Genomic DNA, 25810 nt, shown 5'->3' on the forward strand with positions numbered 1-25810 from the left:
TCTGCATCCCCGAGTCGCCATGTCCACTTCCCGTCCCCCCGTGCAGGGCCGCCCGGTCCGCTTCGCGCTGATCGGCTGCGGCCGCATCGCGCAGAACCATTTCGAGGCCATCCGTCGGCACGGCGAGCGCGCCGCGCTGGTGGCGGTGGCCGACGTGGACCCGGTGCGGCTGGCCGCGGCGGTGGCCCAGACCGGCGCGCGCGGCTTCGCGTCGCTGGCCGGGCTGCTGGCGGCCCGGGCCGAGCTGGGCGTCGATTGCGTCGTGCTCACCACGCCCAGCGGCCTGCACCCGCGCCAGGCCATCGAGGTGGCGGCGGCCGGCCTGCACGTGATGACCGAGAAGCCCATGGCCACGCGCTGGCAGGACGGCCTGGCGATGGTCAAGGCCTGCGACGACGCCGGCGTGCAGCTCTTCGTCGTCAAGCAGAACCGCCGCAACCCGACGCTGCAGCTGCTCAAGCGCGCGGTGGCCGAGGGCCGCTTCGGGCGGCTCTACAACGTCGCCGTCAACGTGTTCTGGACGCGGCCGCAGGGCTACTACGACAGCGCCGCCTGGCGCGGCACCTGGGAGTTCGACGGCGGCGCGTTCATGAACCAGGCCAGCCACTACATCGACCTGCTGGACTGGATCGTCGGCCCGGTCGAGAGCGTCATGGCCTACACCGGCACGCTGGCGCGCCACATCGAGGTGGAGGACAGCGGCGTGGCGGCGCTGAAGTGGCGCAACGGCGCGATGGGGACCGTCAACGTCAGCATGCTGACCTACCCGAAGAACCTCGAAGGCTCGATCACGCTGCTGGGCGAGCGCGGCTCCGTGCGCGTCGGCGGCGTGGCGGTCAACGAGATCCAGCACTGGGAATTCGACGCGCCGCACGAGATGGACGCGCTGACCCGGGACGCCAGCTACCAGACCACCTCGGTCTACGGCTTCGGCCACCCGCTGTACTACGACAATGTCATCCGCACGCTGCGCGGCGAGGCCGAGGCCGAGACGGACGGACGCGAGGGCCTGAAGTCGCTGGAGCTGCTGATCGCGATGTACCTGAGCGCGCGCGACGGCCAGCGCGTCAACCTGCCGCTGTCGTACTGAGCATGGCCACCACCATCCACCCCAGCGCCATCGTCGACGAGGGCGCGCAGCTCGGCCCGGACTGCCGCGTCTGGCACTTCGTCCACATCAGCGCCGGCGCGCGCATCGGTGCGCGCTGCTCCTTCGGGCAGAACGTCTATGTCGGCAACGACGTGCGCATCGGCGACAACGTCAAGATCCAGAACAACGTCTCCGTCTACGACGCGGTGACGCTGGAGGACGACGTGTTCTGCGGCCCGAGCATGGTCTTCACGAACGTCTACAACCCGCGCGCCGCCGTCGCGCGCAAGGACGAGTACCGCCGCACGCTCGTGAAGCGGGGCGCCACGCTCGGGGCCAACTCGACCCTCGTCTGCGGCACGACGGTCGGGCGCTATGCCTTCGTGGGCGCCGGTGCCGTCGTCAACCGCGACGTGCCGGACTTCGCGCTGATGGCCGGCGTGCCGGCGCGCCAGATCGGCTGGATGAGCCGCTTCGGCGAGCGCCTGGCGCTGCCGCTGCGCAGCGCCGAGCCGCTGGACGCCGCCTGCCCCCACACCGGCGACCGCTACCGCCTCAGCGGCGGACGACTGCAACTGATCGAGAACTGAATGGACTTCATCGACCTCAAGAGCCAGTACGCCGCGCTGCGCGACGACATCAACGCCCGCGTCCAGCGCGTGCTGGACCACGGCCAGTACATCCTCGGCCCCGAGGTCCGGGAGATGGAGGCGGCGCTCGCGGCCTACACCGGCGCGAAGCACTGCATCAGCGTCGCCAGCGGCACCGAGGCGCTGCTGATCTGCCTGATGGCGCTGGACTTGCGGCCCGGCGACGAGGTCATCACCAGCCCCTTCACCTTCGCGGCCACCGCCGAGATGATCGTGCTGGCCGGCGGCGTGCCGGTGTTCGTGGACATCGAGCCCGACACCGCCAACATCGATGCGACGCTGATCGAAGCTGCCATCACCGCTCGCACGAAGGCCATCATGCCGGTGAGCCTCTATGGCCAGGTGGCCGACATGGACGCCATCAACGCCATCGCCGCCCGGCACGGCCTGGCCGTCATCGAGGACGCGGCGCAGAGCTTCGGCGCCACGTATTGGGGCGCCCCCACGCCGGCGGCCCCCCGAGAGGGCGCGTCCGCCTTGGGGCGGCCCGGCGGCGGACGTGCCGGCAGGAAGAGCGGCAACCTCTCCACCTTCGGCTGCACCAGCTTCTTCCCGAGCAAGCCGCTGGGCTGCTACGGCGACGGCGGCGCCGTCTTCACCAGCGACGACGGCCTGGCCCAGGCCTGCCGCGAGATCCGCACCCACGGCCAGAGCCAGCGCTACCTGCACACCCGCATCGGCGTGGGCGGGCGCATGGACACGCTGCAATGCGCCGTCGTGCTCGGCAAGCTGGAGCGCTTCGGCTGGGAGGTCGAGCGGCGCCTGGCGCTGGGCGAGGCCTACCGCGCCAAGCTGCAGGCCGCCGCGCCCGGCCTGCAGCTGCTGGCCGTGCGGCCCGACCGCGACTGCGTCTGGGCGCAGTACACCGTGTTCGTGGACGGCCGCGAGGCCGTGCAGGCCAGCCTGAAGCAGGCCGGCATCCCGACCGCCGTCCACTACCCGCGCCCGCTGCACCACCAGCCGGCCTATGCCCGCTACGGCAGGCCCGACGCCTGCCCGCACAGCATCGCGGCGGCCCGGCGCGTCATGAGCCTGCCGATGAGCGCCGACCTCAGCGACGCGCAGCAGGACCAGGTGGTCGCCGCGCTCGCCCAGGCCCTGGGTCGATAGAGGCTATCAATCATGGCGATTTGATTAAGTTTTCCAAACGGCTGCGGGTTTTCTATATAGTCCAGCCCATCCCTTCAACCACCGACACGGAGCGATCGCATGTCCCTGATCAACACCCAAGTCCAGCCCTTCAAGACCGAAGCCTTCCACAACGGCAAGTTCATCACCGTCACCGACGAATCCCTGAAGGGCAAGTGGTCCGTGCTGATCTTCATGCCGGCCGCCTTCACCTTCAACTGCCCGACGGAAGTGGAAGACGCCGCCGACAACTACGCCGAGTTCCAGAAGCTGGGCGCCGAGGTCTACATCGTCACGACCGACACGCACTTCTCGCACAAGGTCTGGCACGAAACCTCGCCGGCCGTCGGCAAGGCCAAGTTCCCGCTGGTCGGCGACCCGACGCACGTGCTGACCAACGCCTTCGGCGTGCACATCCCTGAAGAGGGCCTGGCGCTGCGCGGCACCTTCGTCATCAACCCGGACGGCGTCATCAAGACCGCCGAAGTCCACAGCAACGAAATCGCCCGCGACGTGTCCGAGACGCTGCGCAAGCTGAAGGCCGCCCAGTACACCGCCGCCAACCCCGGCCAGGTCTGCCCGGCCAAGTGGAAGGAAGGCGCGAAGACCATCGCCCCGTCGCTGGATCTCGTCGGCAAGATCTGATGCCGCTGGCAAGGAGCCCGGGAGGGCTCCTTCCTCCCGCAGAGCAGCACAGGCTCTGCTGAAAGGGCCTCCGACCCGGGGACGCTTTCAGCAGTGGCCCCTCCCGCCACGCCTCACTGAAAGGAACCCGCCATGTTGGACGCCGCCCTGAAGACCCAGCTCCAGGCCTACCTGGAGCGCGTCACGCTCCCCTTCGACATCATCGCCACGCTGGACGACTCGGCCGCCGCCGCCGAGATGCGCGAGCTGCTGGCCGAGATCGCCGGCATGAGCGACAAGATCACGCTGCACACCGACGGCAACGACGCGCGCCGGCCCAGCTTCCTGCTGCGCCGCGCCGGCAGCGCCACGGTGCTGCGCTTCGCCGCCATCCCGCTGGGCCACGAGTTCACGTCGCTGGTGCTGGCGCTGCTGTGGACGGGCGGCCACCCGCCCAAGGCCGGGCAGGACACGCTGGACGCCATCGAGGCGCTGGACGCCGACCTCGACTTCGAGGTCTACATGAGCCTGTCCTGCCACAACTGCCCGGACGTGGTGCAGGCGCTGTCGCTGATGGCCGTCCGCAACCCGCGCATCCGCGCCACCATCATCGACGGCGGCCTGTACCAGGACGAGGTCGAGGGCCGCGGCATCATGGCCGTGCCGGCCGTGTGGCTGAACGGCAAGCCCTTCGCCTCCGGCCGCATGACGCTGGAGGAGATCGTCGCCAAGCTCGACACCGGCGCGGCCGAGCGCGGCGCGAAGAAGCTCGACGCCGAGGTGCCCTACGACGTGCTCATCATCGGCGGCGGCCCGGCCGGTGGCGCGGCGGCCGTCTACGCGGCGCGCAAGGGCATCCGCACCGGCATCGCGGCCGAGCGCTTCGGCGGCCAGGTCAACGACACGCTGGGCATCGAGAACTACGTCACCGTCTCGCACACCGAGGGCCCGAAGTTCGTCGCCGCGCTCGAAGCGCATGTGAAGGACTACGCCGTGGACATCCACAACCTGCAGCGCGCGGAAGGCCTGGTCCCGGCCGAGCAGCCGGGCGGCCTGATCCAGGTCAAGCTCGCCAACGGCGCGACGCTGAAGGGCCGGACCGTCATCCTCTCCACCGGCGCGCGCTGGCGCAACGTCGGCGTGCCCGGCGAGGCCGAGTACCGCAACAAGGGCGTGGCCTACTGCCCGCACTGCGACGGCCCGCTGTTCAAGGGCAAGCCGGTCGCCGTCATCGGCGGCGGCAACTCGGGCGTCGAGGCCGCGATCGACCTGGCGGGCATCGTCAAGCACGTCACGCTGCTGGAGTTCGCGCCCGAGCTGCGCGCCGACGCGGTGCTGGTCCGCAAGCTGGAGAGCCTGCCCAACGTGACCATCATCAGGAACGCGCAGACCACCGAGTTCATCGGCGTGGACGGCAAGCTGGCCGCGCTGAGCTACACCGACCGCGCGTCCGGCGAGGCCCGGCGTGTCGAGGTGGACGGCTGCTTCGTGCAGATCGGCCTCGTGCCGAACACCGAATGGCTGCGCGGCACGCTGGAGCTGAGCCGGCACGGCGAGATCGTCGTGGACGCCCGGGGCGCCACCTCGGTGCCCGGCGTGTTCGCGGCGGGGGACGCGACGACGGTACCGTTCAAGCAGATCGTCATCGCCGCCGGCGACGGCGCGAAGGCCGCGCTGGGCGCGTTCGACTACCTGGTCCGGCACTGAGGAGCTGTTCCTGAAGGGCCCGCCGCGCGGCGGGCCCGCCACAGGCCCTCCGCGCTGTAGACCGCCAGCGCGCCCCAGATGCAGCCGAAGGCGACGAGGCGGTTCGCGTCCATCGGCTCGTGGAACAGGAACACGCCGAGCAGGAACTGCAGCGAAGGCGACGCGTACTGCACCACGCCCAGCGTCGCCAGCGGGATGCGCCGCGCGCCGGCCGCGAACAGCAGCAGCGCGCCGGCCGTCACCGGCCCGGTGCCGACCAGCCAGGCCCAGTCCGCCGCCGTCTGCCCGGCCAGCTTGCCCGCCTGCCACCACCACGCCAGGCCCGCGCCGGCCAGCGGCGCGAGGATCAGCGTCTCCAGCGTCAGGCCCTCGATGGCGCCGAGCGCGGCGGTCTTGCGCATCAGGCCGTAGACGCCGAAGCTCAGTGCCAGCACCAGCGCCACCCAGGGCAGGCGCCCGCCGGCCAGCGTCAGCCACAGCACGCCGAAGGCCGCCAGCCCCACGGCCAGCCATTGCAGCGGGCGCGGCCGCTCGTGCAGCACCGCATAGCCCAGCGCCACGTTGACCAGCGGGTTGATGAAATAGCCCAGGCTCGCGTCGATGACGTGGCCGTGGCCGACGGCCCAGACGTAGGTCAGCCAGTTGATAGCGATCAGCAGCGCCGACAGCGCGAAGCGCCGCCACGTCGCGGCGTCCACGCCGCGCAGCCAGCGCAGGTTGCGCGTCACCAGCAGCACCCCGGCCACGAAGGCCAGCGACCACAGCGTCCGGTGCGCCACGATCTGCAGCGCCGGGACGGCCGCGATCTGGCGGAAATAGAGCGGGAACAGCCCCCAGCTCAGGTAGGCGCCGAGGGCGTAGAGGATGCCGGGGTTCATCGCCGGCATTGTCGGCGGCCGCCCCGGCGGGCCGCGCGGGCAGGGCTTTCGGCACTGGCCGCGCGCGGCGGCGCTGCCATGATGCGGCGATGCTGAAACCGACCTGCGCGGCGCTGGCCGCCCTCTGCGCCTTCTGCGTGGCGGCCAACGCCGCCGAACCCGCCGACGCGCCGCCCAAGCCGCCCGCCTACGAGCCGCGCGAGCACTACACCAAGTACGAATACCGCATCCCGGTGCGCGACGGCAAGCGGCTCTTCACCGCCGTCTACGTGCCCAAGGACGCCAGCCGCCGCTACCCGCTGCTGATGACGCGCACGCCCTATGGCTGCGGCCCCTACGGCGTGGACCGCGACGGCATCCGCCGCGCCGCGCCCAACGACGATTTCCTGAAGGCCGGCTACATCGTCGTCTGCCAGGACGTGCGCGGGCGCCACCAGTCCGAGGGCGACTGGATCGAGATGACGCCGCACCGGGCCGCCAAGCGCACGCCCGCCGACGTGGACGAAAGCAGCGACACGCACGACAGCGTGCAGTGGCTGATCGACCACCTGCCCGGCCACAACGGCCGCGTCGGGCTCTGGGGCATTTCCTACCCCGGCTTCTACACGGCGGCCTCCATCATCGACTCGCACCCGGCCATCAAGGCCGCGTCGCCGCAGGCGCCGATCGCCGACCTTTTCATGGGCGACGACAGCTACCACGGCGGCGCCTTCATGCTGGCCGCCAACTTCGGCTTCTACAGCGGCTTCAAGCCGCAGCGCACGCCGGTGCTGCCGCCGAAGCAGTGGCCCGAGTTCGACTACGGCACGCCGGACGGCTACGAGTTCTTCCTGCAGTTCCCCAACCTCGACGCGATGGCCGCCCGCCTCGGCGCCAACCCTTACTTCGACGTCCAGATCCAGCACGACCGCTACGACGAGTTCTGGCGCGCCCGCGCGATCACGCCGCACCTGAAGAACATCCGCGCCGCCGTGCTGACCGTGGGCGGCTGGTTCGACGCCGAGGACCTCGCCGGCCCGCTCGCCATCCACCGCGCCATCGGCCGCCAGAGCCCCGCCACCGACAACCGCCTGGTCATGGGCCCCTGGGTACATGGCGGCTGGCTGCGCGGCCCGGGCCGGCAACTCGGCCGCGTGGACTTCCGGCAGGCCACGTCCGAGCAGTTCCAGCGCGACGTGCTGCTGCCCTTCTTCGAGCAGCACCTGCGCGCCGACGGTGAGGTGAAGGCGCCCAACATGCCCAAGGCACCCCTTGCCAAGGCCACGGTGTTCGAGACGGGCAGCAACGTCTGGCGCCGCTACGACGCCTGGCCGCCCCAGGAGGCGCAGCCGCGCACGCTCTACTTCGCGCCCGGCGGCCGGCTCGCGTTCACGCCGCCCGAGGCCGCGCAGCCCGAGTCCGACGCCTGGGTCGCCGACCCGGCCAAGCCGGTGCCTTTCGTCGGCTACACGGCGCTGGGCGTGCCGCAGGAGTACATGGTCGGCGACCAGCGCTTCGCCGCGACCCGGCCCGACGTGCTGACCTACCGCAGCGAGGTGCTCGAAGAGGACCTGACCGTCGTCGGCCCGATCACCGCGCGGCTGTTCGTCGCCACCAGCGGCAGCGACGCGGACTGGGTCGTCAAGCTGATCGACGTCTACCCCAACGAACTCGACGAGCCTGCGGAGCCCGGCCCGCGCCGCCCGCGCGGCGAAGACGCCGGCCTGCCCGCCAGCCCGTTGGCCGGCATGCAGCAGCTGGTGCGCGGCGAGCCGCTGCGCGGGCGCTTCCGCCACGGCTTCGAGCGGCCCGAGGCGATGGTGCCGGGCCGGGTGGAGGAGCTGCGCGTGACGCTGCCCGACGTGAACCACGCCTTCCGCCGCGGCCACCGCATCATGGTGCAGCTGCAGAGCAGCTGGTTCCCGCTGATCGACCGCAACCCGCAGACCTTCGTGCCCATCCGCAGCGCGAAGCCCGAGGACTTCCGGGCCGCGACGCAGCGGCTCTACCGCTGGCAGGACCAGCCCTCGGGGCTGGAGCTGCGCGTGCTTCAGCCGTTGCGCTGACGCTCCAGCCGTCGCGCTGACCGGCCCCGGCCGCGCCGGACCGGCTTCCGCCGACTACTGCACGGTCACGCCGCCGCCGAGGCGGCGGGGCCGGCGTGCGCCGGGCTAGCATCGACCGGATCACCCTGACGAGGAGACCCGCCCATGCCATCGGCCACCCTGCAAGCCTCCTGGCGCCCAGCCGTGCCGGCCGCCGACGAGCGGGCCAGCGCACGCCAGCTGTCCTGGCGCGAGGCGGACCGGCTGATGCTGGCCTGCATGGGCTTGTGCGTGGCGGTGGCGTTCGGCCTGGGCCTGCAATTCGGCGGTGTCGGCCTGGCGCTGGGCGGCAGCCTGCTGCTGTTCGGCATCGCCTGCGGCGCGCACCTGCTGGCCGGCGGCACGATGCTGGCGGCCCAGGTGATGGCCGTGGTGGCGATGGCCCAGGTGGCGCTGCACATCCAGCTGGCGCGCGGGATGATCGAGTTCCACTTCGGCGTGTTCGTCACGCTGGCCTTCCTGCTCGCCTACCGGCACTGGGCGCCGGTGCTGACCGGGGCGGCGGTCATCGCCGTCCACCACGTGCTGTTCGACCGGCTGCAGGCGGCCGGCGTCGGCGTGTACTGCCTGGCCGACCCCGGCTTCCCGCGCGTGCTGGTGCATGCCGGCTACGTCGTCGCGCAGGCGGGCTTCGAGATGCTGATCGCGGTGCAGATGTACCGCAGCGCCGTCGAACAGTCGGCGCTGGTGCGCATGGTCGAGCATCTGACGGCCCGCGAGCGCATCAACCTCGATGCCGGGCGGATGGGCGAGGCCGAGGGCGCGGCCGGGCTGCTGGGCGGCGCGGTGGAGCGCATCCACGGCGTCGTGCGCCAGGTGCAGGCGGCGGCGCGCAGCATCGACGGCGCCAGCGCCGAGATCGCCGCGGGCAACCAGGACCTGTCGGAACGCACCGAGCGCACGGCGGCCAGCCTGCAGTCCACCGCCTCGTCGATGGACGCGCTGACCCAGGCCGTCGGCCAGACCGCCGACGCCGCGCGCCGCGCCCACGCGCTGGCCAGCGGCGCGGCCGGCGCCGCCTCGCGCGGCTCGGGCGTCGTCGGCCAGATGGCGACGACGATGGGCGCCATCAACGCGAGCGCGGGGCGCATCGCGGACATCACCGGGCTGATCGACTCCATCGCCTTCCAGACCAACATCCTGGCGCTGAACGCGGCGGTGGAGGCGGCGCGGGCGGGCGAGCAGGGCAAGGGCTTCGCCGTCGTCGCGTCCGAGGTGCGCGGGCTGGCCCAGCGCTCGGCCGAGGCGGCGCGCGACATCAAGGGGCTGATCGCGGCGTCCAGCGAGCAGGCGGCGGCCGGCGCGGGCCTGGCGGGCCAGGCCGGCGACGCGATGCGCGAGATCGAGTGCGCGGCCCAGCAGGTGGCGGACCTGATCGGCGACATCGCCCGCTCGGCCGGCGAGCAGAGCGAGGGCATCGCCCGCGTGAACCAGACCGTCGGCCAGCTCGACCAGGTGACGCAGCAGAACGCGGCGCTGGTCGAGCAGTCGGCCGCCGCGGCGGAAAGCCTGCGCGACCAGGCGCAGCGGCTGGCCGACGAGGTCAGCGTGTTCCAGACGCGGGCGGGTTGAGGCGACGCGGAGCCAGTCCCCGCGATGCGCTGCGCGCGAGGGACTGGTTCAGCGTCGCCTTAAGAGCGGCTAACACAACCCTGTCATCGTCAGGCGGTTGAAGTGCGTTTGACGGTACATGGGTCGAACCAAGAACAAGGAAATCAGCGCGGCGCTGTTCAAGAAGATTGAGCCACTGCTGCCGGTATTCGTGCCCTCGGTCAAGGGCGGTCGTCCACGGGTGAGCGACGAGATGGCTCTGAACGGCATCCTGTTCGTGCTGCGCACCGGCATCCCCTGGGAAGAGTTGCCCCAGGAACTGGGCTTCGGCAGTGGCATGACCTGCTGGCGGCGACTGCGCCAATGGCAGGATGCCGGTGTGTGGCACCAATTGCATATGCTGTTGTTGGCCGAACTGCGTAGCGCCGGGCGGCTGGACTTCAGCCGAGCCAGCCTGGACGGGGCCAGCGTGCCCAGCCCCCGGGGGGCTCGCACACTGGCCCCAACCCCACGGACAGAGGAAAACTCGGCAGCAAACGTCACATCATCACGGACCGCCAGGGCATCCCGCTGATGTTCTGCGTGACCGGAGCCAACCGCCACGACTCGGTGGTCTTCGAGCAGTTGATCGATGCCTTGCCCGATGTGCGAGGAAAGCGTGGAAAGCCGCGCCGCTGGCCCGACAAGCTGCACGCGGACAAGGGCTACGACTTTGCACGCTGTCGGGAGCACCTCAAGCGCCGAGGCATCCAGGATCGGATCGCCCGCAGGGGTATCGAGCGCAACGACCGACTCGGGTGCCATCGCTGGGTCGTCGAACGCACGCATGCTTGGCTGGCCGCCTTCGGCAAGCTGCGCGTGCGTTTCGAGCGAAGCGTTCATACCCATGTGGCCTTGCTATCCCTGGCGTGCAGCGTCATCTGCGTGCGAGCATTGATTCAGTTTTGTTAGCCGCTCTAAACCCCACTCGGCGCCGGGCGCGGCCTCCAGTGCCAGCGCCGTGCCGAGCAGCGGGTGGCGGAAGGCCAGCCGCTGCGCATGCAGCCACAGCCGCTGCACGCCGAGGTGGGCGGCGACGGCGCGGTTCAGCGGGCCCTTGCCGTGCGTCGCGTCGCCAAGGATGGGGTGGGCGAGGTGCTTCAGGTGGCGGCGGATCTGGTGGCGGCGGCCCTGCAGCGGCTCGGCCTCCAGCAGCGCGACGCGGGTGGTGGCGAAGCGCGGGTCGGTGGCGAGAGGCCATTCGCGGCGTTCGAGCACGCGCCAGCGGGTCTGCGCATCCAGCAACGGCTGGCCGGCCGAGGGCAGTTCGGGGTCGCGGGCCAGCGGGTGGTCGATGAGGCCGGCGTCCTCGCGCGGCCAGCCGCGCACCAGCGCGAGGTAGCGCTTCTGCATCGAGCCCTGCTCGAACATCGCGCCGAGCAGGGCGGCCATCTCGGCCGACAGCGCGAACAGCAGCAGGCCCGAGGTGCCCCGGTCCAGCCGGTGCGCGGGCCAGACCGGCCGGCCGAGCTGGTCGCGCAGCAGTTGCAGCGCGGCCTCGCTCTCGTGCGCCGCGAGCTGGGTGCGGTGCACCAGCAGGCCCGCCGGCTTGTCGATCACGACGAGGTGCTCGTCCCGATAAATTGGGGTCAGAGTCAATTTTCGAGGTCGCCGTCCACGTAGAACCATGCGCCGTGTTCGCGCACGAAGCGGCTCGTTTCGCGCAGCCGGTGGGCGCGGCCGGCGAGTTTGCTGCGGGCGACGAATTCGACCGTGCCGTGGTCGGTACCTTGCATCGCGCTGTGTTTGACGGCCAGGCCCAGCCACTTCAGGCCGGGCTCGGGCGGCGCCAGCGCGGCGGGGCGGGTGCTGGCGTGCCAGCTGGCGAGCAGGTAGGGGCGAAGGTCGAGCACGAAGGCGGCGTAGCGCGAGCGCATCAGCGCCTCGGGCGTGGCGGCCGTCAGGCCCTGGCCGGCCGCGTGGGCGGCGTGCAGCGCGCCGCAGCAGCCGGCGTAGGGCCGGCCCGTGCCGCAGGGGCAGGGGCCGGACGAGGGATGGGGGTTCATGCGGCGCGATGATGCCGCACGATGCCGGAGCTCAGAACTTGTAGCCGAAGCCGACGGTCAGCAGGTTGTCGGTCTTCTTCGTGCCCGCGGGCACGCGGCTGGCGTAGCGGCTGGACAGGCCGGTGTTGAGCGTCCAGCCGCCGCTGACCTGCGTGGCGAGGCTGGCGTCGAAGGTGGCGCGGCTGCCGAGGTCGCCGCCGCCGGGGTAGTAGACGAGGCGCTGCTTCAGCGTCGTCGTGTCGCTGAGCTTGTGGCCGGATTCCTCGCCGAGCAGGGCCTGGGCGCCGTGGACCCTGCTGTGGTCGGTGAAGCGGGTGTCGGTATAGCCGACACCGCCGAACACGTCCCAGCTGTGGGTGTCGTTCTTCAGCAGGTGGTAGCCGACGCCGCCGCTGAGGTTGTAGCGGTCGCGCACGCCGCCGACCTTGTTGGTTTCGCCCTCGGCGGCGCCGAAGGAGAACCACTGCGGGCCGAGGTTGAAGTCGTAGCGGCCGCCCAGGCGCAGCAGGTCGGCGGTGGTCGTCTTGACGCCGTCCACCTCGTTGCGGCCGTAGTTGGCGATGCCGTAGAGGCTGATCTTGTCCTGGGCGGTGACGCGGCTGGCGTCGGCGTTGGCTGCGAGCGTGCGGCTGTCGTTGTTGCCGCTGGAGAAGGCGCCGCCGACGCTGACGCCGCCGTGCCACAGGCCGTCGGCCTTGTCCTGGGCCAGCGCGGCCTGGGAGGCGAGGGCGAGCGCGGCGGTGCCGAGGGCGAGGGTGAATCGGGTCATGGAGGGCCTCCTGGGAAATGCGGGAAGGAAACGAGCCCGGCGGCTTGGCCGGCCGGCTCGGCGGGGCCGCATGGTGCCATGTTGCGCCGCAATATAGGGTTTCCACCTAGTAAAGTTGTGAAACAGGGCGGCCTAGGGGCGTGGGAGGGGCGCTCCCTAGAATGCCGTGATGAATCCCGCGCCAGACGCCGCCGCCCAGCACAGCCCCCTGCTCCGCAACCTCAACCCCGAACAGCTCGCCGCCGTGACGGCCGAGCCGGCGCCGGCGCTGATCCTGGCCGGCGCCGGCTCCGGCAAGACCCGCGTGCTGACCACGCGCATCGCCTGGCTGCTGAACACCGGCCAGGTCAGCCCCGGCGGCGTGATGGCCGTGACCTTCACGAACAAGGCCGCCAAGGAGATGCTGGCGCGGCTGTCGACGATGCTGCCGTTCAATGTGCGCGGCATGTGGATCGGCACCTTCCACGGCCTGTGCAACCGCTTCCTGCGCGCGCACTGGAAGCTGGCGAACTTGCCGCAGGCCTTCCAGATCCTGGACGCGAGCGACACCACCTCGGCCGTCAAGCGCGTCATCAAGGCGATGCAACTGGACGAGGAGCGCTTCGTGCCCAAGCAGGTGGGCTGGTTCATCGCCGGCTGCAAGGAGGACGGCCTGCGCCCGGGCGACGTGGAGGCGCGCGACGAGCAGACCCGCAAGCTCGTCGAGATCTACGCCAACTACGAGGACCAGTGCCAGCGCGAGGGCGTGGTGGACTTCGCCGAGCTGATGCTGCGCAGCTACGAGCTGCTGCGCGACCACCCGGCCGTGCGCGAGCACTACCAGCAGCGCTTCCGCCACATCCTGGTCGACGAGTTCCAGGACACCAACAAGCTGCAGTACGCGTGGCTGAAGATGTTCTGCCCGCCGGGCGCCGGCACCGGCCAGAGCCTGCTGGCGGTCGGCGACGACGACCAGAGCATCTACGCCTTCCGCGGCGCGCGCGTCGGCAACATGGCGGACTTCGAGCGCGAATACCGCGTCAGGCGCGTCATCAAGCTGGAGCAGAACTACCGCAGCTTCGGCCACATCCTCGACGCGGCCAACGAACTCATCAGCCGCAACACGCAGCGCCTGGGCAAGACGCTGCGCACCGATGCCGGCCCCGGCGAGCCCATCCGCGTGCAGGAGTCGCCCAGCGACTTCGCCGAGGCGCAGTGGCTGATCGAGGAGATCCAGGGGCTGCACCGCGGCGGGCTGGATCGGCAGCAGATCGCGGTGCTCTACCGCAGCAATGCGCAGTCGCGGGTCATCGAGTCGGCGCTGTTCAACGCGGGCATCCCGTACCGCGTCTACGGCGGCCTGCGCTTCTTCGAGCGCGCCGAGGTGAAGCATGCGCTGGCCTACCTGCGCCTGCTGGAGAACCCGAACGACGACACGAGCTTCCTGCGCGTCGTCAACTTCCCGACCCGCGGCATCGGCGCCAAGACGCTGGAGAACCTGCAGGACGCGGCCAAGGCCAGCGGCCGCAGCCTCTACCAGAGCGTCGGCGCCATCCCCGGCAAGGGCGGCGCCAACCTGCTGGCGTTCACGAACCTCATCGACTCCACGCGCAACCTCACGCAGCGCATGACGCTGCGCGAGATCATCGAGCAGGTGCTGGAGACGTCCGGGCTGCTGGACTTCTACCGCACCGACAAGGACGGCGCCGAGCGGCTGGAGAACCTGGACGAACTGATCAACGCGGCCGAGGCCTTCGTCATGCAGGAGGGCTTCGGCAAGGACGCCGTCGGGCTGCCGGTGGGCGAGGTGGGCCAGGTGGCCGAGCCGGGCCGGCCCGGCGCGGTGCCCGATGCCGAGACCGGCGAGATCATGTCGCCGCTGTGCGCCTTCCTGACGCACGCCTCGCTGGAGGCGGGCGACAACCAGGCCCAGGCCGGCCAGGACGCGGTGCAGCTGATGACGGTGCACTCGGCCAAGGGCCTGGAGTTCGACGCGGTGTTCATCACCGGGCTGGAAGAGGGCCTGTTCCCGCACGAGAACGCGATGTCCGACCACGACGGGCTCGAGGAGGAGCGCCGGCTCATGTACGTGGCCATCACGCGCGCGCGCCAGAAGCTCAGCTTGAGCTTCTGCCAGACGCGCATGCTGCACGGCCAGACGCGCTACCACGTGAAGAGCCGCTTCTTCGACGAGCTGCCCGAGGACGCGCTGAAGTGGCTGACGCCGCGTAACCAGGGCTTCGGCTCGGGCTACGCGCGCGAGTACCAGCAGGCCTGGGAGCGCGGCTCCGGCCTGAAGGGCATGGTCGGCGCGGGCCGCGTGGAGAAGGCCGCGTGGGTCGAGCCGCCGGTGCCGGCGGCCATGCGGCAGAAGGTGTCGAACGAGTTCGGCGGCCTGCGCGTCGGCAAGGGTGTCTTCCACACCAAGTTCGGCGAAGGCGTGCTGCTGACGCTGGAGGGCACGGGCGCCGACGCGCGCGCGCAGGTGAACTTCGGCCGGCACGGCACGAAGTGGCTGGCGCTGTCGGTGGCGAAGCTGACGCCGATCGATTGATCAGCGCCGGCCGTCGCCGTGCGCCGGATCGCGATGCTGGTGCCGCACGACGAGGATGCGCAGCCCGGAGGGGCCGCTGGCGTAGATCACCGAATAGGGAAAGTCGTGCAGCGGATAGGTGCGCCGGCCATCGCTTGCCGGCGTGCCCAGTTCAGGCTGGTGGTCGATGAGCCGGGCGACGCGCTCGAATTCGTCAAGAAAGCGCTGTGCAATGCCGAGGCCGGCTTCACGTCGGTAGAAGCGAAAGGCGGCCGCCAGTTCTTCGGCGGCCAGGCGATGAATGGAACGGTTCACGCGCGCTCGTCGCGCAGGCGCGCCAGCACGTCCTCCAGCGGTTCGAACTGGACAGATTCCGCCTCGCGCCGGGCCGCAATGTCGTCCCAGGCCGCATCGCGCGCGGCGTCGGCGTCGAGGCTGGCCACCACGCGGTCAAGCAGCTTGGCGCGCTGTGCCGAGGGCAGCTTCAGCACCTCGGCTTCCAGCGTTTCAAAAGTGGTGTCCATGACAACTCCAGGGCCTGCAGGCCGATAGCTTGCCACAAGCCGCCGCATCGTCCTTCCCCTAGCGCTCGTGGAGCTCGGGGATGAAACCGGCGAAGCCCCGGCCACCAAGGTTCATGGATCGATTCCGGGGCGGTGCTAGGCTCCCCGGCACCCTCTTCGCATTTCCTTTCGCCATGACCGAACGCCGCCCCTCACAAGCGGAGCTGGTGGCCTTCCTGAAGGCCGAGTTCCCGCAGAACCTCTGCACGCTGGAGGAGGTGGACGAGGACGGCAGCGTCGTCGTCGCCCATCCGGTGGGCGAGCGCGAGCTGCGCCCCGGCGGCACGGTGTCTGGCCCGGTCATGATGACGCTGGCCGACGTAGCCCTCTACATCGCCATCCTGGCGCGCATCGGCATCGTGCCGCTGGCGGTGACGACGAACCTGTCCATCAACTTCCTGCGCAAGCCGCGCGCCGACCGGCGCGTGGTGGCGCGCTGCCGGCTGCTGAAGCTGGGCAAGGCCCTGGCGGTGGGCGAGGTCTACATCTACTCCGAGGGGGAGGACGAGCCGGTCGCCCACGCCACCGGCACGTACTCGATCCCGAAGCGTTAGACCGGCTTCTTCGCCAGGTTGATGCTGCTGGCGGCGCCCGTCAGATAGCCGACCTGGGCGCCGAAGCGGTCCTTGTAGTTGGCGCGCACCAGCGGATCCAGCGTGGCCTTGACGACGTTGTGCAGCGGCGTGCCCCAGTCGCCGGGGTGCTGGAAGTTGCTGGTGATGTAGGTCCAGCCGTTCAGGTCGTCGACGACGCCCAGGCCGGTCGCTTCGGCGCCGGAGGGCATGGACACCAGGCGGCTCAGCACCTTGGTGTCGACGTTGTAGGCCCAGACGAAGTTGTTGACGTGGTAGCTGCTGTCCTCGCCGATGAAGAGGGTGCGCAGCTTCTCCGAGAACTTCAGGTTGTCGGGTGCGCCGATCTTGTCGGGGTGGGCGAGGTTGCCCAGCGCGTCGGCCGCGGCGAGGTCCTCGCCGATCAGCAGGGTCCTGGTCAGCGAAGGCGCCCAATCGCTGTTGATGGCGGCGCCGGTGCTGTCCTTCTGGCCGCCGCCCAGCGTGTGGGCCAGCACGCCGCCGGCGTTCAGCGCCTTGTCGATGCCGATGTTGTAGTCGGCGTTCCAGGCGGCGTTGCCCTTGACCATGGAGCTCTGCATGTTCTGCAGCGCCGAGTAGGCGATCTTGTCCTTGGCGTTGACGGTCGTGCCTTCCATCTTCGTGAAGGCCATCGAGCCGCCCTTGAGCGCGGCGTAGCGGTGGGTCTCCAGGAAGGCGGCCGCCTTGTCCATGCCGGCCTTCACGCGCACCCACTGCGGCTTGCCACCGAACCAGATCTTGGTGAAGCTGGCGTCGGCCGGGTCGGCGGTGGCCACGTCCATGATGTCGGCGGCCTTCAGCGTGTCGGCCAGGGCCTTGATCTCGGCGCTGGTGGCCGAGCCGAGCTTGATCCAGGCGATGGGCGCGCCGGCGGCGGCCGTGTCCAGCGAGAAGCCGGCGCCGAACTTGGCGACGTAGAGCGTGCCGGCGGAGAGGTCCTTCTCCTTGTCGGCCACGAACATGAAGAAGCCGCCGTTGGTCGCGTCGTCGCCCATGATGGCGGTACGGTTGTCGGGCATGACCTGGATCAGCTCGTGCGAGATGCGGCCCAGGCAGTAGTGCTTCTTGATCGTGCCCGTGCCGTCGGGGTTGACGGTCACTTCGGGCAGATGGCCGTAGTGGTAGGGGTTGGCCTTGGCCTCGTCGCCGAAGAGGTTGCGGCTGTAGTCCTTGAACATCGTGTTCGAGGCGATGGTGAAGGCGTCGGGCTCGTATTCCTCGCTGGACAGGTGGGTGCCCCAGGGCGAGAGGCTGGAGCCGCAGGTGATCCACAGGCCCATGGCGGGCGAGGTGTCGACGTTGTGGTACTTGACGAGGGAGAGGCGGCCGGTGGCGGGGTCCTGGTCCAGCGTCAGCACGGCGATGGGCGAGGGCAGCTTGCCGTACATGTCGGTCTTGCCGTCCTGGGCCCAGGTCGTGTATTCGAACTGCACGACGGCGAAGACGGCATTGCCCTTGACACCGCTGACGGCCGGGTTGTCGAGCTTGAGCAGGGAAGTGCCGTCCGGCGAGTCGCTGAAGAACTGGCGCTCCTTGCCGGCGACGGTGCCGTCGACGATGGGCTTGCCGGCGAAGTCGACATAGCCGCCTGCCAGCAGCGTGCCGCCCTTGCCGTCGGGCACCAGGTCGCCGGTCGTGAAGAAGGGGGCATAGGCCAGCGAGAAGCCCTGGGTGCTGTCGTCGCTGAACTTGACCATCAGCGTCGAGTTGACGAGGGTCCTGGCCATGTCGGCCGGCGCGCTCAGGCTGGGCGCGGCCATGGCCACGAAGCTGGCGGACGCGTAGCTGGCGACGGGCTTGGCGTCGTCGTCGCTGCCGCCGCCGCAGCCGGTCAGCAGGCTGGCGACGGTGGTGCCGCCCACGGTTCCAGCGATGGGCAGCATCAGGGGAGCGCCCATGAACTTCAGGGCATGGCGGCGATTCAGGGTTTCGGACATTTGGCGACTGCTACAGAAGAAGGCTGCACAACCGGGCATCGCGCGAGGTTGCACGCCTGCCCGGCACGAGCCGCGCAATGTAGGAAGCCTGCATGTCAGCCGCGTGAAAGCGCGGCCGCCGTCCACCGACGGTGGCGTCAGGCCTGCTTCTCGTCGAGCAGGGTCTGCGGCGCGCCGAACATGAAGCAGTCGACGAAGCTGAAGTACAGCGAGGCGTAGAACACCGTGGTCAGCAGCAGGCCCGTGCCCATCAGCACCATGGGCGCCACCTGCGGCGCGCCCAGCAGGCCGAAGACCAGGCTGACCCCGCTGCCCACCGCCATCAGCAGCGCGCCCCACAGCAGCGCGTTCAGCGCGAACGCGGCCTTGTTGCGCCACACCGCCAGCGTGCTGGAGAACAGCGCCTGCGCGACGCCCTGGCCGCCCCAGTGCACCAGCGCCGGGGCGTGCCAGTAGGGCACGGCCAGCAGCGCCAGCAGGCCCAGCCGCGTGGCCAGGCCCCAGAACAGGCGCGGGTCCAGCGCGGCCTGGGCGATGGCCTCGCTGTCGGCGTTGTCGGCCACGAGCTGCTGCAGGTCGCGCGTGCTGCCGCCGTCGGCCCAGTCGGACAGCAGGCCGATCAGCAGCACCGCGCCCGCGTAGCCGGCGCACAGCAGCAGCTGGCTGCGGCGCCGCTCGGGCGTGAGCTTCAGCGGCGCGAGGAAGACGGCGGCGGTCGGCGTCTTCTTCTGCAGCACCAGGTGGGTGGCCAGCATGAAGCCCAGCGACAGCAGCGGGATGGCGGCCATCGTCAGCGCCAGGCCGATGCCGGGCAGCATCATGGCGACGAAGCCGGCGAACAGGAACAGCCCGAACAGCCCGGCCAGCGCCAGCGGCTGGCGCTGGAACACCTTGAAGCCGTGGCGGATCCACAGCCGGCCGTTGCGGGCCGGCACGTCCTGGAGGTGGAGCTGCATGGTCATGCGAGGTCTTCCTTCATCGCATGCCAGGGCCGGGCGACGCGCTCGCGCAGCACGCGCTCGAAGTGGCCGGGGTCGTGCGCCTTCAGCAGGCTGGCCTCGCGCGGCAGGTGCAGGTCGAACAGGCGCGACACCCAGAAGCGCAGCGCCGCCGCGCGCAGCAGCGCCGGCAGCAGCCGGTGCTCGACGCCGGACAGCGGCCGCACCCGCTCGTAGGCGGCCACGAACACGCGCGCGCGCTCCTCCGCGAGGCGGCCGGTGGCCAGGTCGATGCACCAGTCGTTCAGGCACACGGCCAAGTCGAACAGCCAAGTGTCGCAGCCGGCGAAGTAGAAGTCGAAGAAGCCGGTCAGCCGCTCGCGGCCCGGGCCCTCGCCGGGCTCGAACATCACGTTGTCGCGGAACAGGTCGGCGTGGATGGGGCCGGCGTACCGCGCGGCCAGTTCCGCGTAGCCGGGCGACGCGGCCAGTTGCTCCTGGTAGGCCAGCTCGCCCTCCAGCAGCTCGGCCTGCGCCGGCGCCAGCAAGGGCAGCAGCTGCGGCACGACCTCGCGCCACCAGGGCAGGCCGCGCAGGTTGGGCTGCTGCAGCGGGAAGTCGCGGCCGGCCAGGTGCATGCGCGCCAGCGTGGCGCCCACCTGATCGCAGTGGAAGGCGTCCGGCGCGAGCTGGTGGCCGCCGTGCAGCCGGTCGACGATGGCGGCCGGCTTGCCGGCCACCTCGAACAGGATCTCGCCCGCCGCGTCCGCGTGCGGCTCCGGCACCGGCACGCCGCGCCGGGCCAGGTGCTGCATCAGCCGCAGGTAGAACGGCAACTGCTCGGCCGTCAGCCGCTCGAACAGCGTCAGCACGTAGCGGTGCAGGTGGCCGCCCTGGGTGCAGTCGACGAAGTAGTTGGTGTTCTCGATGCCGGCGCCGATGCCGCGCAGCGACGCGAGCTCGCCCAGCTTCAGGTGGTTCAGCAGGGCTTGGGCCTGCGCGGGGCTGACTTCGGTGAAAACGGCCATGGGTGCAGGCGGCGGCGCGGGGCCGCGCGCGGTCAGAAGTTGAGGACTCGCCAGACCCGCGAGCCCGAGCCGCTCTTGCTCAGGCCGTTGCCGGTGCCGCCGGCGGACTCGCGGCCCGCGTCGTTGACGACGATCTCGTAGTCCGGCGCCCGGGCGAGCTTGTTCCTGACCGTGACCTTCTTGGCCTCGCCGCGCACCTTCAGCTCCTCGATGCGGACCTGGTCGTCCTCCGCCACGGTGCGCTCGACCTTGGGTTCGGGCGGCGGCGCGGCGAGGGCACCGGTCGCGGTGGCGGCAAGCAGCAGGAGGGCGGCGGGGCGAAGCATGATGCGGGCGATTCTAGGCGGCGCTCCCGCCGGCCTCCTGGACAATCCGGCGCCATGAGCAAACCCATCCTGCTGCTGGTCGACGGCTCCAGCTACCTGTACCGCGCCTTCCATGCCATGCCCGACCTGCGCGGCCCGCAGGGGCAGCCCACCGGGGCGGTGCGCGGCATGGTGGCCATGCTGAAGAAGCTGCAGGCCGACGTGGGCGCGGCGCACGCCGTCTGCGTGTTCGACGCCTCCGGCCCGACCTTCCGCGACGCCTGGTACCCCGAGTACAAGGCCCAGCGCTCGCCCATGCCGCCGGAGCTGCGCGCGCAGATCGAGCCCATCCACGAGGTGGTGAAGCTGCTGGGCTGGCCCACGCTGACGGTGCCGGGCGTGGAGGCGGACGACGTGATCGGCACGCTGTGCCGCGTCGGCGCCGCGCAGGGCCACCGGATGATCGTCTCCACCGGCGACAAGGACCTGTCCCAGCTCGTGAACCCGGACGTGGAGCTGATCAACACCATGAGCGGCGAGCGGCTGGACGAGGCCGGGGTCCTGGAGAAGTTCGGCGTGCCGCCCGGGCGCATCGTCGACTACCTGACGCTGACCGGCGACGCCGTGGACAACGTGCCGGGCGTGGCTGGCGTGGGCCCGAAGACGGCGGCCAAGTGGATCGCGGAGCACGGCTCGCTGGACGGCGTCCTCCAGGCGGCGCCCGCGATGAAGGGCAAGGCCGGCGAGAACCTGCGCGCCGCGCTGGACTGGCTGCCCCTGGGCCGCAGGCTGGTCACCGTGAAGCTGGACTGCGAGCTGGACGGCCACGTGCCCGGCTGGCCGTCGCTGCAGGCGCTGGCCTTCCGCGAACCCGACGAGGCGCTGCTCGCCGAGTTCTACACGCGCAACGGCTTCAAGGCCTGGCTGGAGGAACTGGCCGGCGGCGCCGCCGGGCCGCAGGCCGCGGCCCCGGGCGGGCCCGACGCCCCCGGGCCTGCGGCGGCCGACCTGGCGCGGCGGTACGACACCGTCCTCACGTTCGAGCAGCTGGACGCCTGGATCGCCCGGCTGCGCGCCGCCCCCTTGTGCGCGCTGGACACCGAGACCGATTCGCTGGACCCGATGGCCGCGCGGATCGTCGGCATCTCCTTTGCCGACCGGCCCGGCGAGGCCGCCTACGTGCCGCTGCGCCACGCCGGCCCGGACGCGCCGGAGCAGCTGCCCTTCGACGCGGTGCTGGCGCGGCTGCGGCCCTGGCTGGAGGACGAGTCGGCCCGCAAGATCGGCCAGAACCTGAAGTACGACCGCCACGTGTTCCTGAACCACGGTATCCGCCTGGCCGGCGTGCAGCACGACACGCTGCTGCAGAGCTATGTGCTGGAGGCCCACAAGACCCACAACCTCGAGGCCCTGGCCGAGCGCCACCTGGGCCGCAAGGGCCTGAGCTACGAGGACCTGTGCGGCAAGGGCGTGCACCAGATCCCGTTCGCGCAGGTCGGCGTGGAGCAGGCCGCCACCTACTCCGGCGAGGACAGCGAGATGTGCCTGCACCTGCACCAGGTGCTGTGGCCGCAGATCGAGGCCGACGCCGGCCTGACGCGCATCTACCGCGACATCGAGATGCCCACCGCCGCGCTGCTCGCGCGCATCGAGCGCCACGGCGTGCTGATCGACGCCGCGCGGCTGCAGGCCCAGAGCCACGAGATCGGCCAGCGCCTGCTGCGGCTCGAACAGCAGTGCTACGACGTCGCCGGCCAGCCCTTCAACATCGGTAGCCCGAAGCAGATCGGCGACATCCTCTTCAACAAGCTCGGCCTGCCCGTCGTCAAGAAGACCGCCACCGGCGCGCCCTCCACCGACGAGGAGGTGCTGACCGAACTGGCCGCCGACTACCCGCTGCCCGCGCGCATCCTCGAATACCGGGGCCTGGCCAAGCTCAAGAGCACCTACACCGACAAGCTGCCGCAGCAGATCAACCCCGCCACCGGCCGCGTCCACACCAACTACGCGCAGGCCGTGGCCGTGACCGGGCGACTCTCCAGCAACGAGCCCAACCTGCAGAACATCCCCATCCGCACGCCGGAAGGCCGGCGCGTGCGCGAGGCCTTCGTCGCGCCCGGGGGCTGCCGCATCGTCAGCGCCGACTACTCGCAGATCGAGCTGCGCATCATGGCCCACATCAGCGGCGACCCGGGCCTGCTGAAGGCCTTCCACGACGGCCTGGACGTGCACCGCGCGACCGCCAGCGAGGTTTTCGGCGTGCCGCTGGCCGAGGTGTCCGCCGAGCAGCGGCGCTATGCCAAGACCATCAACTTCGGCCTCATCTACGGCATGGGCGCCTTCGGCCTCGCGCAGGCGCTGGGCATCGAGCAGAAGGCGGCCAAGGACTACATCGACCGCTACTTCACCCGCTTCGCCGGCGTGAAGCGCTACATGGACGAGACCAAGGCCGGCGCCGCCGAGAAGGGCTATGTGGAGACGCTGTTCGGCCGCCGCATCTACCTGCCCGAGATCCGCGGCGGCAACGGCCAGCGCCGCGCGGGCGCCGAGCGCCAGGCCATCAACGCGCCCATGCAGGGCACGGCGGCCGACCTCATCAAGCTCGCCATGCTGGCCGTGCAGGCCGAACTGGACCGCACCGGCAAGCTGAGCCGCATCATCATGCAGGTGCACGACGAACTGGTGTTCGAGGTGCCCGAGGCCGAGCTGGACTGGGTGCGCACCGAGGTGCCGCGGCTGATGGCCGGCGTGGCGCAGCTGAAGGTGCCGCTGATCGCCGAGGTGGGCGTGGGCGGCAACTGGGACGAGGCGCATTGATCGTCCCGCCGCCGCCGTGCCGGTCGCGCCGGGCGGGATGGGCGGCCGCCCGGCAAGCGCGAGCCCCATTTCCCTGAAAAAGGGCAAAATACGGAAATTACCGGAGAGCGCCATGCCCGTCGTCCTCGATCAAGCCCTTGCCGACCCGCTGCCCAGCGTCTCGGCCACGCAGCTCGTGGCCAGCATGCAGAAGGTGGGCCGCACCGTGGATGCCCATGGCGCGGTGCTCATCACCAAGCATGACCAGCCGGCCTTCGTGCTGATGTCGGTGGAGCGCTACCGCGAGCTGCAGCGCGCCGCCGAGCCCGACCTGGGTGCCCTGGGCGGCGAGTTCGACGCGCTGCTGGCGCGCATGCAGCAGCAGGGCGGCGCGCTGGCCGGCGCCTTTGCGATGGCGCCCGAGGCCATCGGCGCGGCCGCCGTGAAAGCCGCCAAGCCCCGCCGCAAGGCCGCCTGAGCCTTGCCCATCTACGTGCTGGCCGGCGTCAACGGCGCCGGCAAGAGCTCGCTGGGCGGCGCGGCCATCGCGGCCAGCGGCGCCGAGTTCTTCAACCCCGACCTGATCGCCGCGCGGCTGCGCGCGCAGCAGCCCGGCCTGTCCGCGAGCCAGGCCAACGGCCTCGCCTGGACGCTGGGCCGCCGCGGCCTGGAGCGCGCGCTGGCGGACGGCCTGACCTACGCCTTCGAAACCACGCTGGGCGGCCGCAGCGTCGCCCGGCTGCTGCTGGACGGCGCCCGCGCCGGGGCCGACGTCCACGTCTGGTACGCCGGCCTGGCCACGCCCGAGCTGCACCTGCGGCGCATCGCGGCGCGCGTGGCGGCCGGCGGGCACGACATCCCCGAGGCCAAGGTGCGCGAGCGCTTCGACGCCAGCCGCGCCAACCTCGTCAAGCTGATGCCGCACCTGGCCAGCCTGCGCGTCTACGACAACAGCTTCGAGGCCGACCCGCGCGCCGGCCGCCGGCCGCAGCCCGTGCTGCTGCTGCAGACCCAGGCCGGCCGCGTCACGGCCCATGCGCCGCTGCCCAGCGTGCCCGCCTGGGCCCGGCCGCTGCTGGCGGCGGCGCTGCGTTGAGGCGGACCAGGGCGGACTCCGGCAAAACCCCGGCTGGCGCCCGGCATGCGCTGCCTATCATCGGAGCCCACAAGGGGGAGGCCGCTCATGGACGTGCTGCTGGTTGCTGCGTTTCCGATGGTGCGCGCCGCGCTGACCGGGCTGGTCGAGCAGCATTTCGCCGGGGCCCGGGTGCAGGGCGTGGACACCGTGGCCGACGCGCGCGCGGCGCTGGACCGGGGCACGCCCCGCCTGGTGCTGCTGGACCTGCGCGTGGAGGGCGGCTTCGAGCTGCTGCAGCAGATCCACCGCGACTACCTGCTGCTGCCCGCGGTGGTGATCTCGGGCAGCGACGACACCGAGGACGCGCTGCAGGCGCTGGGCGCTGGCGCGCTGGGCTACATCCCCGAGCGCACCGACCTCGACACCACGGTGCAGGCGCTGCAGCTGGTGCTGGCGGGTGGCACCTACGTGCCGCCGCTGAAGCCGCTGCGCGACGAGCCGACACCGCCGCCGCCGTCCACGGGCTGGGAGCACCTGCCGCTGACGCCGCGCCAGCAGGCCGTGCTGGCGCTGCTCGTCCAGGGGCTGCCGAACAAGCTGATCGCCCGTGAACTGGGCGTCAGCGTCGAGACGGTGAAGGACCACGTCGCCGCCGTGCTGCGCGCGCTGGGCGTCAGCTCCCGCACGCAGGCGGTGATTGCGGCGCAGAAATGGGGGAAGTGATGGGCTGCTTGCTGTGGGCTGGCGCTCCGCGCCTTGTGCGGGTTTGATAAATGTAGGAACATACCTTCATTCCTGAAAACGCAAGGAGCTGCCTCGTGACCGTGACGACGCTATCCAGCCGGGATCTCGAATCAGGACGTGACCCGTGCCAAGCGGGCTGCCCAGGGCGGCCCCGTATTCATCACCGATCGTGGCAAGCCGGCCCACGTGCTGTTGAGCATCGAGGAGTACCGGCGCCTCACCCGGCAAAGTCGCAGCATCGCGGATGCGCTGGCCATGCCCGGGGTGGCCGACATCGAGTTCGAGCCGCCGCGCCTGACGCCGGGACTGAGGCCGGCCGAGTTCTGAAGATGTACGTCCTCGACACCAACGTGGTGTCCGAGTTGCGGAAGATCCGCGCCGGCAAGGCCGACCCGGGCGTTGTCGCCTGGGCGGCCAGCGTCGATGCGGCCGACCTCTATGTGTCGGTCGTCACCGTCCAGGAGCTGGAGCTTGGCGTGCTGGCCATGGAGCGCAAGGACGCCGCCCAGGGCGCCATGCTGCGTGCCTGGCTGGAGCAGCAGGTGCTGCCCGAGTTCTCCCGGCGCACCTTGCCCGTCGATACCGCCGTGGCCCTGCGCTGTGCCCGGCTGCACGTTCCCGACAGGCGCGCCGAGCGCGATGCGCTGATCGCCGCGACGGCGCTGGTGCATGGGATGACCGTGGTGACCCGCAATACGGCTGATTTCGAGCCCACCGAGGTGGCGCTGCTCAACCCGTGGCTGCGGGCGTGACGGCGCAACAATGAAAAGAGGGCCGAAGGCCCTCTTAC

General features: G+C 70.9%; 25 protein-coding genes and 1 pseudogene. 16 read left to right on the plus strand and 10 right to left on the minus strand.

The annotated features are described in order from the left end of the window. Positions 1-19 precede the first annotated feature (19 nt). From QM788_RS03250 to ahpF, 5 genes are all read left to right on the plus strand, one after another. Positions 20-1090: a Gfo/Idh/MocA family protein gene (locus QM788_RS03250; protein WP_415660024.1), complete on the plus strand. Its 1071-nt coding sequence runs from the start codon at positions 20-22 to the stop codon at positions 1088-1090. A 2-nt stretch (positions 1091-1092) separates the two neighbouring features. Next, entirely contained in the window at positions 1093-1680 is a 588-nt protein-coding gene (locus tag QM788_RS03255; protein WP_415660025.1) for an acyltransferase, read from the plus strand. Continuing rightward, on the plus strand, positions 1681-2850 hold the full coding sequence (locus QM788_RS03260) for a DegT/DnrJ/EryC1/StrS family aminotransferase (protein ID WP_415660026.1): 1170 nt from the start codon (positions 1681-1683) through the stop codon (positions 2848-2850). Between the two features lie 99 nt (positions 2851-2949). Beyond that, positions 2950-3513 (plus strand): alkyl hydroperoxide reductase subunit C, encoded by a 564-nt coding sequence (gene ahpC, locus QM788_RS03265; protein WP_415660027.1) that lies wholly within the window; start codon positions 2950-2952, stop codon positions 3511-3513. Positions 3514-3645: 132 nt separating this feature from the next. Continuing rightward, the gene (gene ahpF / locus QM788_RS03270; protein WP_415660028.1) at positions 3646-5199 is read left to right on the plus strand and encodes an alkyl hydroperoxide reductase subunit F; all 1554 of its coding nucleotides are present in this window, start codon (positions 3646-3648) and stop codon (positions 5197-5199) included. On the opposite strand, the gene rarD is transcribed toward ahpF, so the two are convergent. Further along, on the minus strand, positions 5181-6077 hold the full coding sequence (gene rarD / locus QM788_RS03275; RefSeq protein WP_415660029.1) for an EamA family transporter RarD: 897 nt from the start codon (positions 6075-6077) through the stop codon (positions 5181-5183). The genes ahpF and rarD overlap by 19 nt on opposite strands. Positions 6078-6166: 89 nt before the next feature. Between rarD and QM788_RS03280 the strand changes: the two genes are divergently transcribed. The 3 genes from QM788_RS03280 (at position 6167) to QM788_RS03290 (ending at position 10663) form a co-directional block, all read left to right on the plus strand. Continuing rightward, on the plus strand, positions 6167-8122 hold the full coding sequence (locus QM788_RS03280; RefSeq protein ID WP_415660030.1) for a CocE/NonD family hydrolase: 1956 nt from the start codon (positions 6167-6169) through the stop codon (positions 8120-8122). Positions 8123-8266: 144 nt separating this feature from the next. Continuing rightward, complete coding sequence (locus tag QM788_RS03285) at positions 8267-9733, plus strand: methyl-accepting chemotaxis protein (RefSeq protein ID WP_415660031.1); 1467 nt, start codon at positions 8267-8269, stop codon at positions 9731-9733. Between the two features lie 118 nt (positions 9734-9851). Next, positions 9852-10663 (plus strand): IS5 family transposase gene (locus QM788_RS03290; RefSeq protein ID WP_415659607.1). Its coding sequence is split into 2 segments (ribosomal slippage): positions 9852-10182 and positions 10182-10663, totalling 813 coding nucleotides; the frame shifts between segments, so codons are not numbered across the junction. Here QM788_RS03290 and QM788_RS03295 read toward each other — a convergent pair. The 3 genes from QM788_RS03295 to QM788_RS03305 are packed head-to-tail and all read right to left on the minus strand — an operon-like array spanning position 10610 to position 12526. Next, complete coding sequence (locus QM788_RS03295; protein ID WP_415660032.1) at positions 10610-11350, minus strand: pseudouridine synthase; 741 nt, start codon at positions 11348-11350, stop codon at positions 10610-10612. The genes QM788_RS03290 and QM788_RS03295 overlap by 54 nt on opposite strands. After that, positions 11347-11757, minus strand: coding sequence for a YchJ family protein (locus QM788_RS03300; RefSeq protein WP_415660033.1), 411 nt, complete (start codon positions 11755-11757; stop codon positions 11347-11349). Before QM788_RS03300 ends, QM788_RS03295 begins: the two co-directional genes overlap by 4 nt. 31 nt (positions 11758-11788) lie before the next feature. After that, positions 11789-12526: a YdiY family protein gene (locus tag QM788_RS03305; protein WP_415660034.1), complete on the minus strand. Its 738-nt coding sequence runs from the start codon at positions 12524-12526 to the stop codon at positions 11789-11791. Positions 12527-12695: 169 nt separating this feature from the next. Between QM788_RS03305 and QM788_RS03310 the strand changes: the two genes are divergently transcribed. Continuing rightward, on the plus strand, positions 12696-15059 hold the full coding sequence (locus QM788_RS03310; RefSeq protein WP_415660035.1) for a UvrD-helicase domain-containing protein: 2364 nt from the start codon (positions 12696-12698) through the stop codon (positions 15057-15059). Here QM788_RS03310 and QM788_RS03315 read toward each other — a convergent pair whose 3' ends face one another. Both QM788_RS03315 and QM788_RS03320 read right to left on the minus strand, forming a co-directional pair. Then, complete coding sequence (locus tag QM788_RS03315) at positions 15060-15353, minus strand: type II toxin-antitoxin system RelE/ParE family toxin (protein ID WP_415660036.1); 294 nt, start codon at positions 15351-15353, stop codon at positions 15060-15062. Next, positions 15350-15562, minus strand: a complete 213-nt coding sequence (locus tag QM788_RS03320) for a hypothetical protein (protein ID WP_415660037.1) — start codon at positions 15560-15562, stop codon at positions 15350-15352. The genes QM788_RS03315 and QM788_RS03320 overlap by 4 nt, the downstream gene beginning before the upstream one ends. A 173-nt stretch (positions 15563-15735) precedes the next feature. Between QM788_RS03320 and QM788_RS03325 the strand changes: the two genes are divergently transcribed. Continuing rightward, positions 15736-16155, plus strand: a complete 420-nt coding sequence (locus tag QM788_RS03325) for a PaaI family thioesterase (protein WP_415660038.1) — start codon at positions 15736-15738, stop codon at positions 16153-16155. On the opposite strand, the gene QM788_RS03330 is transcribed toward QM788_RS03325, so the two are convergent. From QM788_RS03330 to QM788_RS03345, 4 genes are all read right to left on the minus strand, one after another. Next, positions 16152-18131 (minus strand): PhoX family protein, encoded by a 1980-nt coding sequence (locus QM788_RS03330; RefSeq protein ID WP_415660039.1) that lies wholly within the window; start codon positions 18129-18131, stop codon positions 16152-16154. The two genes, QM788_RS03325 and QM788_RS03330, sit on opposite strands and share 4 nt — an antisense overlap. Positions 18132-18268: 137 nt before the next feature. Continuing rightward, positions 18269-19087 (minus strand): BPSS1780 family membrane protein, encoded by an 819-nt coding sequence (locus tag QM788_RS03335; protein WP_415660040.1) that lies wholly within the window; start codon positions 19085-19087, stop codon positions 18269-18271. Positions 19088-19089: 2 nt separating this feature from the next. Then, a complete protein-coding gene (locus tag QM788_RS03340) occupies positions 19090-20097 on the minus strand; it encodes a homoserine kinase (protein ID WP_415660041.1) in 1008 nt (335 codons plus the stop codon). A gap of 32 nt (positions 20098-20129) precedes the next feature. Next, on the minus strand, positions 20130-20423 hold the full coding sequence (locus QM788_RS03345) for a hypothetical protein (protein ID WP_415660042.1): 294 nt from the start codon (positions 20421-20423) through the stop codon (positions 20130-20132). A 54-nt stretch (positions 20424-20477) separates the two neighbouring features. On the opposite strand from QM788_RS03345, the gene polA reads away from it, so the two are divergent. From polA to QM788_RS03375, 6 genes and pseudogenes are all read left to right on the plus strand, one after another. Then, positions 20478-23219, plus strand: a complete 2742-nt coding sequence (gene polA, locus QM788_RS03350) for a DNA polymerase I (RefSeq protein ID WP_415660043.1) — start codon at positions 20478-20480, stop codon at positions 23217-23219. Positions 23220-23331: 112 nt separating this feature from the next. Further along, positions 23332-23676 carry a type II toxin-antitoxin system prevent-host-death family antitoxin gene (locus tag QM788_RS03355; protein ID WP_415660044.1) on the plus strand — a complete coding sequence of 115 codons (345 nt, stop codon included), beginning with the start codon at positions 23332-23334 and terminating at the stop codon, positions 23674-23676. Between the two features lie 3 nt (positions 23677-23679). Continuing rightward, positions 23680-24294: an AAA family ATPase gene (locus QM788_RS03360; RefSeq protein ID WP_415660045.1), complete on the plus strand. Its 615-nt coding sequence runs from the start codon at positions 23680-23682 to the stop codon at positions 24292-24294. Positions 24295-24381: 87 nt separating this feature from the next. Beyond that, complete coding sequence (locus tag QM788_RS03365) at positions 24382-24999, plus strand: response regulator transcription factor (protein WP_415660046.1); 618 nt, start codon at positions 24382-24384, stop codon at positions 24997-24999. Positions 25000-25094: 95 nt separating this feature from the next. Next, a pseudogene (locus tag QM788_RS03370) lies at positions 25095-25347 on the plus strand (type II toxin-antitoxin system Phd/YefM family antitoxin). A gap of 2 nt (positions 25348-25349) precedes the next feature. Then, the gene (locus QM788_RS03375) at positions 25350-25772 is read left to right on the plus strand and encodes a type II toxin-antitoxin system VapC family toxin (protein WP_415660047.1); all 423 of its coding nucleotides are present in this window, start codon (positions 25350-25352) and stop codon (positions 25770-25772) included. The last annotated feature ends 38 nt before the right edge of the window (positions 25773-25810 follow it).

It is taken from the genome of Roseateles sp. (assembly GCF_047654785.1).
GTDB lineage: Bacteria > Pseudomonadota > Gammaproteobacteria > Burkholderiales > Burkholderiaceae_C > Pelomonas.

What these genes read in the sequence shown, in the direction of transcription:
- QM788_RS03250 (WP_415660024.1), top strand. Translation starts at nt 20, where the DNA reads ATGTCCACTTCCCGTCCCCCCGTGCAGGGCCGCCCGGTCCGCTTCGCG.
- QM788_RS03255 (WP_415660025.1), top strand. Translation starts at nt 1,093, where the DNA reads ATGGCCACCACCATCCACCCCAGCGCCATCGTCGACGAGGGCGCGCAG.
- QM788_RS03260 (WP_415660026.1), top strand. Translation starts at nt 1,681, where the DNA reads ATGGACTTCATCGACCTCAAGAGCCAGTACGCCGCGCTGCGCGACGAC.
- ahpC (WP_415660027.1), top strand. Translation starts at nt 2,950, where the DNA reads ATGTCCCTGATCAACACCCAAGTCCAGCCCTTCAAGACCGAAGCCTTC.
- ahpF (WP_415660028.1), top strand. Translation starts at nt 3,646, where the DNA reads ATGTTGGACGCCGCCCTGAAGACCCAGCTCCAGGCCTACCTGGAGCGC.
- rarD (WP_415660029.1), bottom strand. Translation starts at nt 6,077, where the DNA reads ATGAACCCCGGCATCCTCTACGCCCTCGGCGCCTACCTGAGCTGGGGG.
- QM788_RS03280 (WP_415660030.1), top strand. Translation starts at nt 6,167, where the DNA reads ATGCTGAAACCGACCTGCGCGGCGCTGGCCGCCCTCTGCGCCTTCTGC.
- QM788_RS03285 (WP_415660031.1), top strand. Translation starts at nt 8,267, where the DNA reads ATGCCATCGGCCACCCTGCAAGCCTCCTGGCGCCCAGCCGTGCCGGCC.
- QM788_RS03300 (WP_415660033.1), bottom strand. Translation starts at nt 11,757, where the DNA reads ATGAACCCCCATCCCTCGTCCGGCCCCTGCCCCTGCGGCACGGGCCGG.
- QM788_RS03305 (WP_415660034.1), bottom strand. Translation starts at nt 12,526, where the DNA reads ATGACCCGATTCACCCTCGCCCTCGGCACCGCCGCGCTCGCCCTCGCC.
- QM788_RS03310 (WP_415660035.1), top strand. Translation starts at nt 12,696, where the DNA reads ATGAATCCCGCGCCAGACGCCGCCGCCCAGCACAGCCCCCTGCTCCGC.
- QM788_RS03320 (WP_415660037.1), bottom strand. Translation starts at nt 15,562, where the DNA reads ATGGACACCACTTTTGAAACGCTGGAAGCCGAGGTGCTGAAGCTGCCC.
- QM788_RS03325 (WP_415660038.1), top strand. Translation starts at nt 15,736, where the DNA reads ATGACCGAACGCCGCCCCTCACAAGCGGAGCTGGTGGCCTTCCTGAAG.
- QM788_RS03330 (WP_415660039.1), bottom strand. Translation starts at nt 18,131, where the DNA reads ATGTCCGAAACCCTGAATCGCCGCCATGCCCTGAAGTTCATGGGCGCT.
- QM788_RS03335 (WP_415660040.1), bottom strand. Translation starts at nt 19,087, where the DNA reads ATGCAGCTCCACCTCCAGGACGTGCCGGCCCGCAACGGCCGGCTGTGG.
- QM788_RS03340 (WP_415660041.1), bottom strand. Translation starts at nt 20,097, where the DNA reads ATGGCCGTTTTCACCGAAGTCAGCCCCGCGCAGGCCCAAGCCCTGCTG.
- QM788_RS03345 (WP_415660042.1), bottom strand. Translation starts at nt 20,423, where the DNA reads ATGCTTCGCCCCGCCGCCCTCCTGCTGCTTGCCGCCACCGCGACCGGT.
- polA (WP_415660043.1), top strand. Translation starts at nt 20,478, where the DNA reads ATGAGCAAACCCATCCTGCTGCTGGTCGACGGCTCCAGCTACCTGTAC.
- QM788_RS03355 (WP_415660044.1), top strand. Translation starts at nt 23,332, where the DNA reads ATGCCCGTCGTCCTCGATCAAGCCCTTGCCGACCCGCTGCCCAGCGTC.
- QM788_RS03365 (WP_415660046.1), top strand. Translation starts at nt 24,382, where the DNA reads ATGGACGTGCTGCTGGTTGCTGCGTTTCCGATGGTGCGCGCCGCGCTG.
- QM788_RS03375 (WP_415660047.1), top strand. Translation starts at nt 25,350, where the DNA reads ATGTACGTCCTCGACACCAACGTGGTGTCCGAGTTGCGGAAGATCCGC.